General features: G+C 41.1%; 11 protein-coding genes and 1 other RNA gene. 5 read left to right on the top strand and 7 right to left on the bottom strand.

What is annotated here, in order from left to right; genetic code table 11:
* The first annotated feature begins 6 nt into the window (after positions 1 to 6).
* Genes BQ5375_RS07535 through BQ5375_RS07525 form a run of 3 tightly spaced genes read left to right on the top strand, consistent with a single transcriptional unit; the run spans position 7 to position 2,892 of the window.
* The gene (locus tag BQ5375_RS07535) at positions 7 to 903 is read left to right on the top strand and encodes an ABC transporter permease (RefSeq protein ID WP_022131729.1); all 897 of its coding nucleotides are present in this window, start codon (positions 7 to 9) and stop codon (positions 901 to 903) included.
* Between the two features lie 2 nt (positions 904 to 905).
* Positions 906 to 1,919, top strand: coding sequence for an ABC transporter ATP-binding protein (locus BQ5375_RS07530; protein WP_022131730.1), 1,014 nt, complete (start codon positions 906 to 908; stop codon positions 1,917 to 1,919).
* Between the two features lies 1 nt (position 1,920).
* Complete coding sequence (locus BQ5375_RS07525; protein ID WP_022131731.1) at positions 1,921 to 2,892, top strand: ABC transporter ATP-binding protein; 972 nt, start codon at positions 1,921 to 1,923, stop codon at positions 2,890 to 2,892.
* A gap of 85 nt (positions 2,893 to 2,977) precedes the next feature.
* Here BQ5375_RS07525 and BQ5375_RS07520 read toward each other — a convergent pair whose 3' ends face one another.
* Positions 2,978 to 3,175 carry a helix-turn-helix domain-containing protein gene (locus BQ5375_RS07520; protein ID WP_022131732.1) on the bottom strand — a complete coding sequence of 66 codons (198 nt, stop codon included), beginning with the start codon at positions 3,173 to 3,175 and terminating at the stop codon, positions 2,978 to 2,980.
* Positions 3,176 to 3,472: 297 nt separating this feature from the next.
* Between BQ5375_RS07520 and BQ5375_RS07515 the strand changes: the two genes are divergently transcribed.
* Complete coding sequence (locus tag BQ5375_RS07515; protein WP_022131733.1) at positions 3,473 to 5,563, top strand: helix-turn-helix domain-containing protein; 2,091 nt, start codon at positions 3,473 to 3,475, stop codon at positions 5,561 to 5,563.
* Positions 5,564 to 6,025: 462 nt separating this feature from the next.
* On the opposite strand, the gene BQ5375_RS07510 is transcribed toward BQ5375_RS07515, so the two are convergent.
* The 4 genes from BQ5375_RS07510 to BQ5375_RS07495 all read right to left on the bottom strand — a co-directional run bounded on the left by BQ5375_RS07510 (position 6,026) and on the right by BQ5375_RS07495 (position 8,912).
* A complete protein-coding gene (locus BQ5375_RS07510; protein WP_022131734.1) occupies positions 6,026 to 7,168 on the bottom strand; it encodes a site-specific integrase in 1,143 nt (380 codons plus the stop codon).
* 261 nt (positions 7,169 to 7,429) lie between these two features.
* Positions 7,430 to 7,817, bottom strand: a transfer-messenger RNA (tmRNA) gene (gene ssrA, locus BQ5375_RS07505).
* Between the two features lie 19 nt (positions 7,818 to 7,836).
* Positions 7,837 to 8,301, bottom strand: coding sequence for an SsrA-binding protein SmpB (smpB, locus tag BQ5375_RS07500; protein WP_320830602.1), 465 nt, complete (start codon positions 8,299 to 8,301; stop codon positions 7,837 to 7,839).
* A gap of 86 nt (positions 8,302 to 8,387) precedes the next feature.
* Positions 8,388 to 8,912, bottom strand: a complete 525-nt coding sequence (locus BQ5375_RS07495) for a GNAT family N-acetyltransferase (protein ID WP_022131736.1) — start codon at positions 8,910 to 8,912, stop codon at positions 8,388 to 8,390.
* A 249-nt stretch (positions 8,913 to 9,161) separates the two neighbouring features.
* On the opposite strand from BQ5375_RS07495, the gene BQ5375_RS07490 reads away from it, so the two are divergent.
* Positions 9,162 to 9,551, top strand: a complete 390-nt coding sequence (locus BQ5375_RS07490; RefSeq protein WP_022131737.1) for a YjdF family protein — start codon at positions 9,162 to 9,164, stop codon at positions 9,549 to 9,551.
* A 47-nt stretch (positions 9,552 to 9,598) separates the two neighbouring features.
* Here BQ5375_RS07490 and BQ5375_RS07485 read toward each other — a convergent pair whose 3' ends face one another.
* Both BQ5375_RS07485 and ptsP read right to left on the bottom strand, forming a co-directional pair.
* Positions 9,599 to 10,582, bottom strand: a complete 984-nt coding sequence (locus tag BQ5375_RS07485) for a dipeptidase (protein WP_022131738.1) — start codon at positions 10,580 to 10,582, stop codon at positions 9,599 to 9,601.
* 78 nt (positions 10,583 to 10,660) lie between these two features.
* Complete coding sequence (gene ptsP / locus BQ5375_RS07480) at positions 10,661 to 12,298, bottom strand: phosphoenolpyruvate--protein phosphotransferase (protein ID WP_076917659.1); 1,638 nt, start codon at positions 12,296 to 12,298, stop codon at positions 10,661 to 10,663.
* Positions 12,299 to 12,593 lie beyond the last annotated feature (295 nt).

The following is a 12,593-nucleotide window of genomic DNA, read 5'->3' as shown; positions in this document are numbered from 1 at the left end:
AAAATTATGTCAACCCCAAACACCTCTGCTCTTTCTCAGGCTAGCCAATCTATCCGCAAAGAGCAGCAACAAATTCAGAGGGAACGTATCCTTTCTAATCCCAGTTTGATGATTGGTGCTGTCATCTTTCTTCTGATTGTTTTAGCTGCACTGATTATTCCTTCTGTCAGTTCTATCGACCCTAATGCGATGGTTGTTATTGATCGTCTGAAACCACCCAGTCTTGCCCATCCTTTTGGCACAGATGAGTTTGGACGCGACCTCATGATTCGTATCTTATATGGTGCCCGCGTTTCTCTCGGTGTCGGATGCTCAGTCGCTCTTCTTTCCTGTTTATTTGGCACAATCATCGGAATCTATGCCAGCTATTTTAAACTGCTGGATCATATTTTAATGCGTATTTGTGAGGGCCTGATTGCTATTCCTGGTGTTCTGCTCGCTATCGCACTGATGGCTGCTCTTGGAGCAAGCAGCATCAATGTTATTATCGCACTAACAATCGTTTACACCCCAAGCGTTGCCCGTATTGTCCGTGGAAGTGCACTGGTTACACGGGAACAGACCTTCGTGGAAGCCGCTAAGGTGCAGGGAGCAAGCAGTGCCCGCATTCTCTGGAAATTAATCCTTCCAAATGTTATTTCTCCTCTGACTGTTCAGGCTTCTTTTATTTTTGCTCAGGCAATTATTTCGGAGGCTTCCCTGAGTTTTTTAGGCGCTGGTATTCCTGCACCTGCTGCAAGCTGGGGAAATATCCTGCAAGGAAGCAAACAGGTGCTGCAAAAAGCTCCCTGGACTGTCATTTTCCCTGGTTTAGCTGTTGTTCTCTGTGTTCTTAGTCTGAATCTTTTTGGTGATGGTCTGAGAGACTATTTAGATCCTCGTACCGCAAGGAGGAAAAAATAAAAATGAATACAAACGACAAATTTAAATCATTGGAACCGTTGCTGGAAATCAAAAATCTGAAGGTTCAATTTCCTTCCCGAAAGAAAATGCTGACAGCCGTAGATGGTGTAAACCTGACCATCAAACCCGGAGAAATTGTTGGTGTCGTCGGTGAATCCGGTTCCGGAAAAAGTGTTATGTCTCAGTCGATTCTGCGCCTTCGAGAATATGATTCTGCCGTAAAATATGAAGGAGAAATTCTTTTTGAAGGAAAAAATATCCTGCAGCTTAGCCAGTCTGAAATGCGGACAATTCGTGGTAACCGCATCAGTGTTATCTTCCAAGATCCAATGACCTCTCTCAGCCCTGTACATACTGTGGGAAAACAGCTTTCCGAAGTTTTAATTCTGCACAAAAAAATGAGCAAACAGCAAGCAAAAGAACGCTGTCTGGAATTACTGAGTTTGACCGGTATTCCTAATCCGGAAAACTGTTTTAAAAAGTATCCTTATGAACTTTCCGGCGGTATGCAGCAGCGTGTTATGATTGCAATGGCTCTTGCCTGTGAACCAAAGCTGTTAATCGCAGACGAGCCAACAACCGCATTGGATGTGACGATTCAGGAACAGATTTTAAATTTGATTTCTGAATTAAATGAAAAACTTGGAATGTCCGTTCTTTTTATTACCCATGACCTTGGTGCAATGGCTCAGTTATGCCACAGTGTCCGTGTTATGTATCTTGGCAATCTGGTTGAAGAAGCAGAAACTCAGACATTGTTCGAACATCCTCTTCATCCGTATACTCAAGGATTGCTCAGTTGCATTCCTCGCCTGGATTCTGAGCGCGGACGGCCTCTTCATGTTATTTCTGGTGTTGTACCGCCATTATCTGCTGTTCCAGAAGGCTGTCATTTCTGTACACGTTGTCCTTATGCAGACGATGTATGTCGCACACAAAATCCACCATCGGTTGAAGCAGAAGCAAACCATTTTGTAAAATGCTGGAATTATATTTCCAGAGAGGAGGTAAAATAAGATGAATACACCTCTTTTAGAGATTAAACATCTGCAGAAACGCTACCCAATCTATGGACCTCTTGGAAAGTTGTTTCCTCCTAAAACTCATATGAAAGCGGTTGCTGATGTTTCCCTGAATTTATATGAAGGGGAAACTTACGGTCTGGTTGGTGAATCTGGCTGTGGAAAAAGCACTACCGGGCGTTCCATCCTCGGACTTGTAAAACCGGACTCCGGTGAAATACTCTATCGTGGAAAAGATCTTACCAAACTCAGCGACAAAGAATTTCGCCCACTTCGTCGGGATCTTCAGATGGTATTTCAGGACACACTCTCTTCTCTAAACCCTCGCTCCAGAATTGGTGCATTATTAGAAGAACCTCTAATTGTTCAGGGTATGGGCAATCCAGAAGAACGTCGTCAAAAGGTACTGGAAATTTTGAAAATGGTCGGTCTTGCGGAGGATCACTATTTCCGTTATCCCCATGAACTTTCCGGCGGACAGGTTCAGCGTCTTGGTATTGCTCGCGCGCTTATCATCAATCCTAAACTGATTGTGTGTGACGAACCTGTTTCTGCACTGGATGTATCAATTCAGTCACAAATTTTAAATACCCTCACTACTCTTCAGAAAGAGATGAACGTTGCCCTGCTGTTTATCTCCCATGATATTGGTGTTGTTCGTTATATCTCAGATCGTATCGGCGTTATGTATCTGGGAACACTGGTAGAGGAAAGCAGTACTGACGAATTATTCGCCAACACACTGCATCCATACACCAAAGCCCTTTTTTCTTCTATTCCTGATTTCAAGAAAAAAGAGAAAAAAGTTTCCTTATCCGGTGAACTTCCGCAATACACTGATGAATTTAAGGGTTGTGTGTTTCATACTCGCTGCCCTCATGCCTGCGACCGCTGCCGCGAAATTGCACCTGTTCTCACCGAAGTTTGTCCAGGTCATAAGGTTGCCTGTCATCTTATCAATCAATAAATATTGTTTATGCTAAAATATCATTAACCTATATCGCAGTAAAAAAGGAGTCTTTAACAAGACTCCTTTTTTACCCTCATCTATATTACATCTGTACAAGCTCTGCAAGTTCTCCCATATCCCCTTCCCGCAGCCAGCGGTCAAAGCCTTCCATTGGGATGAGATAATCCTTACCAATTTTCAGTACCGGAAATCTCTTGCTTTTAATAAGCTCATATGTCTGGTTTTTTCCGATTCCCAACATCTCTTTAATTTCTTTTACTTTATAGCATCTGCGTGTCATAATGATTCCTCGCTTTCTTTGCAACAAGTTAAATTTGTTTATCATTGAAAGAAAGGAATCTTTCTACCTATCAATAGGACATAAAAATTCCTATTTTTTCCTTATATAAATCTTGCTTTTTCCTCATGATTTTGGAACAATACCTTGGATATTGTACCTTTCATATTTCATTCCTAAACATGAGAAGCTATTCTCGAAATTCCTCTTCACAAGGCTTTCATTTCTTATATTTTATGATACACTAAAAGTACCAAAATCTTTTTCTATCTGCTATGAAACGTAAAGGAGAGCTCTAATATGGATTCTGAAAGAACTTTTTGGAGTAAAAAACTAAAAGAAATACGAAGCAAAAAACACCTTACCCAGCAGCCGCTTGCTGACTCTTTGGGGATATCTACAAAAACGCTCTCCCACTATGAGCACACTGGAAAGATTCGTCCTTCTATCAAGGAGAAACTTGAAGAAATGTTTCCTGATGAACTTTCTGATAAACAGCAATACATCCTCAATGACAGTCAATTGTTCGACACTTTTTATAATAGATTGCATGAAATTTTTTACTCTGATCAGACATCCCCGTCTACATATACCCCGGAAACAATCTTTTTGCGGGTAGTCTCTCTCTATTTTTCTACTCGGGACTGGAAAAATAATGAGGATATTTTCTTTGGTGAAAAGATCCTCGCTGGTTTTTGCGTGACTCTTTTTAAAACTGACATGAATACAATACTGTCTGCCATTTTTCCTTTCACTGCTAATAAAGCATCAAAAAAGTATAATAAAATCTCTATAGCATCTTACGATCAAAGAACTCTGTATTGCTTGCAAAACGCTGTATTCCTTCTAACAAACAGCTTCTATTTTCAATATCGCAGGGTTCAACTAAAAAAGTCTCTCAATACAAACTTTGATTATTACGAGAATTCTACTCCACACTACTCTCCTGATATTCCTTCTATCCTTTACCATCTTCGAAACATAAATCGATATTCTCTCGATGATGTTTCTGCGATGATACAGTCCTTCCGTAAAGATTTGACTAATAGGATTAAGGAGCTTTCCAATCTGAGACAAACCAAGGACGTTCAAGATGAAAAAGAACAATTAGAATACATACTTTCCAGCCTAAAAACCAGTTCCCAAAGTCTCAAAAACTATGAAAGTGGAAAGACATCTCCTTCCATTCCCCTTTTGGAAATGCTCGCTTGGATTTATGGTTTCAGAGATCTCTCAAAATTGATGCGTTGTGATATTGAAGTGGGATGCTCGTCAAATCCACCTCACTTTACAACTGATCCTAAATTACCTTCCAAAACACCATATTCCTATCTTGCTAATGCTTATATCTTTTTGTCCATTTTACATCTTCAATTTAACCACTACCATGTCCCTTATTCTTCATTACCTTGTGAATTTAAACTTAAACCTCTCTATCAAAAAGATAGTGAGAATGCTATTTCATCTGAGACTACCATCAATACATCTAATAATTTTATCCCAGGAAGCGATTTCTATAAAACATTAAATGAAGAGTCGACTAATTTAGGAATATTTGGAGATGTAGACGATGATGATCGTTCTTATTCATGGACAATCCGTGAACTATCTGCTGTATCTGGTGTTCCACTATCCACTTTACAGCGATATTATAAATTCACCTCTCCTGTTCAACCAACTATCCAAAAAGTTTTACAAGTTAGAAATACACTAATAAAAAATCCTCCTTCAGAGCCCTTTTTACAGAAATACAAACCGTTCTTTTTCCGTTTAGATAAACTTTTTCACTCACAGATTGAAAAGGGAAATTCTAAATTTCAAGAATTCTTTCTCTTTCTACAATACTCCCTATATTTATTCTCTAATGACTTAGATGACAATCTACTGAATGATCTTCTTGATTCTTTCGCTCATACAGCATATCTTGCCTATTATCTACCTAACTATGATGGTATCTACTCTTTAAACTTATATATTGAGGTGAAAAAAACAGAGTCTGAAGCTAAGGAGGATAATACAAAATCATATCAAGATGCTTCTATTGACGTCATGGCAAAAAAGATTGCAGAAATACTGATTCAATCTTCCTATCTTGACAAGTATCTCGAGTCTTACCATATTCCTGAGAGTTCAAAATCCTCTGATTCAACCGACAGCAATGCTGATATGAATCGAAAGAAAGAATTAATGATGGATGATATTATTACCAGTATTACAGACTCCTATAAAAATGCTGCAGAATTTCAAAATTTTCTTAATCAGAATCCGGCTGATTCTACAGACCCATTGAATTTGGGTGATATTCCAGGTTTACCAGATGATGATGATACATTTGAGACATCGGATGAGGATTTGGAAGAGCTAGATCGCTTATATCAGAGCATTAGCTAAAGAAGATATAGCGGCAGATTGTCATACAATGTTAAATAAGAAAAATTAAACGTTGTAGCAAATTGCATAAATATTCAAAACAATCGCATTATTCTATCGCATTATTATAAAATCTGTAATTATGCTATATTTCTTGAATTAGGCATATTTACTATTTCTTATGTCTATCACAATCATTTTATTAGCTATTGTAAATATATAATATTTTATTTACATAATAAGTGGTCTATAAAAATTCCAGAATTTATAGGATCAATTTGATAAAATCGATGCTATAAACCATATTTTATTTATTTCCTTATTATCGGAAGTTTATGCTGGTCATTATTGAATTTTGATTATTTATGCTTCTTATTCATAAATATCATTTATATGTACATATGTGCATATAATATTTCTAATAAAATCTCCTTGATAGAACTTCTTCTACACTAAGGGGATTTTAAATGCTAATATATTAGATTACTTCTTCTCACGAATGGCTTTGTCCATTTCCTCAATCAGCTCTTTATGGTTCGGATCAAGAAGATGAGTGTAGACACCGGAGGTAACTGATGTATTGCTGTGACCCATCGCTTTGCTGATATCATACAGCTGTCCACCCAACGAATTGGCGATCGTCGCAAATGTGTGGCGAAGCCCATGCAGAGTGATCTTGGGCAGGTCATTATCTTCGATAAACTTGGTAAACAGTTCGGAGATATAGTTTGGACGATACTTTCTTCCATCAGCCATTACCACAACCAGATCATCCTCCGGTTCAATACCTGCCAGTTCCCTGAGCTTCTCCTGCCGTTCCTTTTCCCTCTTCAAGCATTCCATGACGCTTTCTGGGATATACAGCTCACGGATGGAAGAAAAGGACTTGGTAGTCTTTTCGATCCTCTGACTGCCAGCCATGGTGATCGCCTGATCGATGGTCAGTGTACTTTTCTCAAAGTCTACGTTCTTCCACTGCAAGCCGCAGATTTCCTCACGGCGCAACCCCAGAAATGCAGCCAACACAACAATGAGTTCCAGCCGATCCCCTCTCACCTTTTCCAGCAATGTTTTCAACTGCTCAACGCTATAAAATTGAATCTTTGCTTTCGTGTTCTTTGGCGGCTTCACATGGTCACAGGGATTCCGTACCATCATTTCCTGCTGCACTGCCATCTTAAATGCTGCCTTGAGCAGGTCATGGTGTTTTCTCAGGGTGTTCTGGCTGAGCTTCCCTTCGTTTGTCTTGTCCGTATAATACGCCTGAATCTGCATCGGTTTCAGTTCCTGCAGTGGGTACTTTCCTAAAGCCGGATAGATATGATTTTTAAGGATTTGCTCATAGCCATAGATTGTGGTCTTTTCACTGCTGGGACGGATATTCTCAATATACTGACTCAAGTAGTCCTGAACCGTCATTTTCGATGGTTGAATAACCGTACCGTTAATATTGTCATTCTGAAACTGGTTCCTCGCCCTGATTGCTTCTTCCTTTGTAGAAAAAGTCTTATATTTCTTCTTCCGTTTTCCTGCCTCATCTTTTCCATAGTCAAAGCAGACATAATACTTTTTCTTCTCATCATCGTAGGAAATGTTCTTTTCGTTCTTCAGTGCCTTTCTAGCCATTATGCTGCACCCCTTTTTTACTCTTCCTGGCTTCGCTCACCCTGATATATTATAAATATATCAGGGCACTCCAAAGTCTACCTTTTCATTCTATATTATCAGTTCATAATATGTCTACCTTTTATCGTCAGTATACCATATCTTCCCCTAAATGTCTACCCATCGTGTCTACCCATTGTGTAGGTCAATTTCTATATACACTATATGTAGTATATAATTGCATAAAAATAGGACTATGCCTACAAGATATAGTCCTAAAATTGGTGGAGGCGAGGGGAATTGAACCCCTGTCCGAAAATCCATCCATACATCTTTCTCCGAGCGCAGTTTACCGTTTTCGCCTTACGGCAGTTTTCCTTCCAAGCACACCGGCAAACTGGCGCACTTGGTCGGTAGACTCTGATTCATCGGCAGTACGAGACGCTCCTGCCTGACGTTCACCACTTCATGATGCCCGAACTAAAGCCGTGGTCCTCCCCAGCCGGACAGCTGCTTTAAATTAAGCAGCTACCGCCATTTCGTTGTTGAAATTTACGGTTGTAACGTTATTTTTAGCGTTTATATTTAATAAACATGGACTTTTATAGAGGTGTCCGCCTCTGCTCGCTTGACATACTTCAAAATCCCCGTCGAAAGCCTGTACGCCCCCGTATTGACAGAGCAAAAACTTAACGAATTCGCTCTTTCATAGCGCGATCAATGGTGCGTCTTGCGTCTCGCTTTGCCATGTCATTTCGCTTATCGTAAAGTTTTTTACCTTTGCACAATCCAAGTTCAACCTTCACTCTGGAATTTTTAAAGTACAGAGAAAGCGGAACTAAAGTCAAACCTTCCTGCTTGAGTGTTCCATAGAGTTTCAGGATTTCCTTTTTGTGCATTAAAAGTTTTCTTGGACGGATTGGATCTTTATTAAAGATATTTCCCTTTTCGTAAGGGGAAATATGCATCTGTTTAATAAAGAGCTCTCCGTTCTGGATGTCACACCAGCTATCCTTAAGGTTTACCTGCCCCAAACGAAGCGATTTTACCTCGGTTCCAAACAGCTCGATGCCTGCTTCATAGGTTTCTTCCACAAAATAATCGTGTCTTGCCTTGCGGTTTACTGCAATTGTTTTTGTTCCCGGCTGTCTCACTGGTGCCACCTCCTTATCTTTCATATTATATCCTACATACAAAAAAATTGCAAGTCTTCTCTTGTCGAGCCAGTTGCTTTCTTTTGTTAAATTTCTTCCCGTCTTACACTGTAAAGAAGATGTTTTACCGGTCCATTATAGTAGGTTGCCATAAATTCTTTTTCTGGCTTCATGCCTACCCGCTTTGCTACCTGCTGTGAAGCAAAATTATCTTCCTTAATAATGGAACAGATCCAATCTGCATTCAGAACAGAAAAAGCGTAATTCCGGCAAGCAATTGCTGCTTCACTGGCATAGCCTTTATGCCAATGCCAATATTTCAGCAGATAGCCGATTTCCAGTACCTTTTCTCCCTCACACTCCTGCCAGGTAATCCCTGCCTGACCGACCATCTCTCCGCTTTTCTTTTCTACCATTGCCCAAAGACCAAATCCGAACTGCTCATACCGATTCAGCTGGCGTTCCAACCATACTTTTGCATCTTCCTCGGTAAAATTATGTTCATAGGCATACATTACTTTTGGATCAAACAGCATTTCTTTGAGATCGTTTAAATCAGACCACTCCATCTGCCGAAGGATCAGACGCTCAGTTTCTATAATAGATTTCATACTTTCTCTCCTTAATTTACAGCAAAAATTTTATCTTTACGGCTATTGTTCATATTCCCTTGTAAATCTTGCTAAAATCAACTATACTGATCTTGCCCAAAGAAAAGCGGCAAAACAATTGGGCTGCCGCCCATCAGAAAAAACACAGTCCGGTTGGTAGTCCGGACACAGCAGCGTTTTCTCTGCTGTCAGTAACCTGCCTCCTAAGGTTGTCCGTCTGCATGGAACTTCATTTTAGGAGGAACCAATATGGACAAAATTTCCTGCAGCTTCACTGTATTTTTCGAAGATCCCTTTTGGGTCGGTGTATTCGAACGGAGGACTCCCTACAAAGGAGAAGACCTCTTGACTGCTGCCAAAATCACCTTTGGTGCGCAGCCATCCGACCCACAGGTCTATGATTATCTTCTGGAAAACTACCGGAATCTGAAATTTAGTCCGCCTGTCAGTGCCAAACGACAGCAGCACGCCAAAAATCCCAAACGAATTCAGCGGGAAACCCACCGCGCTGTTTCAGCAAACGGCACTGGCACCAAGTCACAGCAGGCCCTTTCCAAAATGCGGGAAGAAAACCATCTCGCCGCTGTCAAGCGAAAACGGGAACGCCGCCGTCTGGAAAAGGAAAAATATCGAAAATAGTCCACCTGCGCTAAACAAAAAGAGGGTCTTTCCAGACCCTCTTTTTTCTATTTCAAGGTTTCTCCGATTACGCGGAATACGTTATCGTACGCGATCTTATCCAGCTGACTTTCGGTAAAGCCTTCTTTGTGCAGGCGCTCCATCAGCCATACCATCTTATCCACCGAGTCGATTTCCAGATCTCCGCTGATTCCGTCAAGGTCACCGCCCAGTGCCATACATTCGATACCGCCGACCTGATAGATATGTTTCATGTGGCGAACCATATCGTCGATTCGGCTTTCACGGGACTGAATGTCTGGTGAGAGGAAGCGAGGGCTGAAGTTAAGTCCCATTGCACCGCCTGCTTCAGACAGAGCACGAATCATGTCATCGGTCATGTTTCTGGAATGTGGTGTCATTGCACGGGAGTTGGAGTGAGATGCAACAAATGGTTTATGATTTTCCTTACAGATGCGGACAACATCCCAGAAGCCGCCATCCGACAGATGGGAAACGTCCACAATAACACCCATACGGTTCATAGCATCGATCATTTCCATACCAAATGGTTTGAGTCCCAAAGACATCTTTTGAGGATCAAACGAGTTTGGATAACCCAGGCAGTTTTCTTCATTCCATGTAATGGAAATCAGACGGATGCCCATTTTGTACATTTTTTCTAAGCCCTCAAGGCTGCCGTTGATTCCATTGCCATCTTCTGCTGTCAGGAAGCAGGAAATCTTACCTTCTTTTTCGTTGCGCAGAAGATCCTCTTTATTTCCGGCAAATGCCGCTACATCGCTGTATTTTTTGAGGTTCTCATAGAAGCAGGTAGAAAGTGCATCCATAAAATCAGCATCGCTTGGTTTTGTAAGGCCTTTGTCCAGAAAATGTTTTTCCGGCATCAGGCACATTGCGTAAAACTGCGCAGAAAATCCAATCGATTTTAAACGCTTAAAGTCTACTGCCTTGTTGTTTTCATTCAGATCAATTTTTTCTCCATAGGCGGTACCCAGCAGGGTATCACAATGCATGTCAATAAATTTCAAGTTGTTTCCCTCCAAAAATATTTATTCAAACACAGATTAATCTGTGTTTTGTTACATGAATTACCGTTTCCCTTTTTCTTATGTTTCTTCGCTCAAATCCATTTCACGAATCTTCTGTTTTAATGGAAGAATATTGGCTGCCGAAACACTGATATGATCCACTCCGGTACGAAGGAACCATTCTGTCAATTTTGGATCTCCTGCCATGTCTCCGCTTACCGTAACCTTAATTCCCTCCTGATGCGCATTTTGGGTGACCATTTCGATCATCCTCAAAACCGCCGGATGACGAGTATTATAGTAATCGTTGACCCTCGGGTTCTGGCGGTCAACTGCCAGTGCATACTGAATCAGGTCGTTGGTATCGACATGGAAAAAGTCTACCTTTTTAGCAAGTTCCCGACTCAAGATAACAGACGCTGGTGTTTCGATAATCAGCCCAATCTTGACATCCGGATTAAATTCCTTTTTCGCTTCCTTCAGCTGTGCCTTTACCTGTTTAACATAGCCTAAAATTTCTTCGAGTGTCTCTACACTGTCCACCATCGGGAACTGGATTCCCACCGGTCCATAACAGGCAGCACGATAAATGGCACGAAGCTGGGTACAGAACATTTCCGGCATCGCAAGACAGATTCGGATAGAACGGAATCCCAGTGCCGGGTTTGCGTCCGGATGTCGACGGGACAGATCGATCATCTTCCTTGCACCAAAATCAAGTGTACGGATTATCGTTATCCTTCCGTCCATTCGACGAATCACTTCACGATATGCGTTGATTTGTTCCTCTTCACTTGGCAGATCATCACGTTTGAGATATAAGAATTCGCTTCGCATCAGACCAATTCCGGCAGCATCACTGCGCAGTACCTGTTCGATATCCAAAGGTTCTGTAATATTCGCAAAAATATCCAGTTCTCTTCCATCGATTGTACGGCTTTCTTTTCCGATCAGGTAGGAAAGACCCTTCCGTTTTTCTTCTTCCCGACGTTTTTTCTCCTTCAGGCGGTTGAGTGTATCCTCATCCGGATCGATATAAAGGTGTCCGGAATAGCTGTCTACCGCAGCAAGGTGTCCCTGATATTCTTTCTTAACATCCATACCCACCCTTAAAATGGTTGGGATGTTTCGGTCTTTGATGATGATTGCGCTGTGAGAAGTCTCTGCGCCAAACTGCATAACGATTGCCAGAACCTTATCCCGCGGAATCTGCATGACTTCACTGGGCACCAGTTCATCCGCTACCAGAATAGACGGCTGCGAAGGTTGAAAATGTTTTGTTTCCCCATAGGTTAAGATGGTAAGCAGCCGCTGAGAGATATCCCGGATATCTGCCGCACGCTGCTTTAAATAGGGGTCTTCGATGCTGGAAAAAAGTTCGCAGAAGGTGTTAGCTGCCTGATTTACTGCATATTCTGCATTGACATGCTGATTTTGAATGACATCCAGAACATACCCGTTAAAGTCCATATCCTCCAGCAGCATGTGATGCGCCTGAAAGATCGCTGCATTTTCCTGAGAAACTTCCCGCAGAGCTGTCTGGTGCAAAATATGAACCTGGCGAACTGCCTGTTCTTTCGCTTCACGAAAACGCATCATTTCTCTGGTGATGTCCTCAACCTGTTCCTTATGAACCTTGAATATCTGTCTCTCATAAAAAACCAACTGACCAATTACAATATCAGCAAAAACTCCAATTCCCTGAGCAGTCAACATTCCTTCTTTTCCCCCCTTTTTTCTCCTCGAATTCTGTCAAATCTTCGATCCTGCCATGCTCTTATTAAACATCTTTTCCGAAAAAGGTGCAAGAGCTTCTCATGTTTTTCATAAATTTAAGATAAATTTTTCTTTTTTAATTATCTATTTTTACAGAAATTCCAGAATTCTTTTCACCGTTTTTTCTTTTTCTGTTCATAACATAAAAATAGAGGTTCCTGCCGCGTTAGCTATTGACAACTTTTTCCTTGACGAGTAAAATGTAAGCGTAGGCTAACTTATTAAAAATCCCATG

The organism is Negativibacillus massiliensis (genome assembly GCF_900148495.1).
Classification (GTDB): Bacteria; Bacillota; Clostridia; order Oscillospirales; family Ruminococcaceae; genus Negativibacillus; species Negativibacillus massiliensis.
Note: the sequence above shows the minus strand (reverse complement) of the source record. Positions and strands in the feature narration are given on the sequence as shown.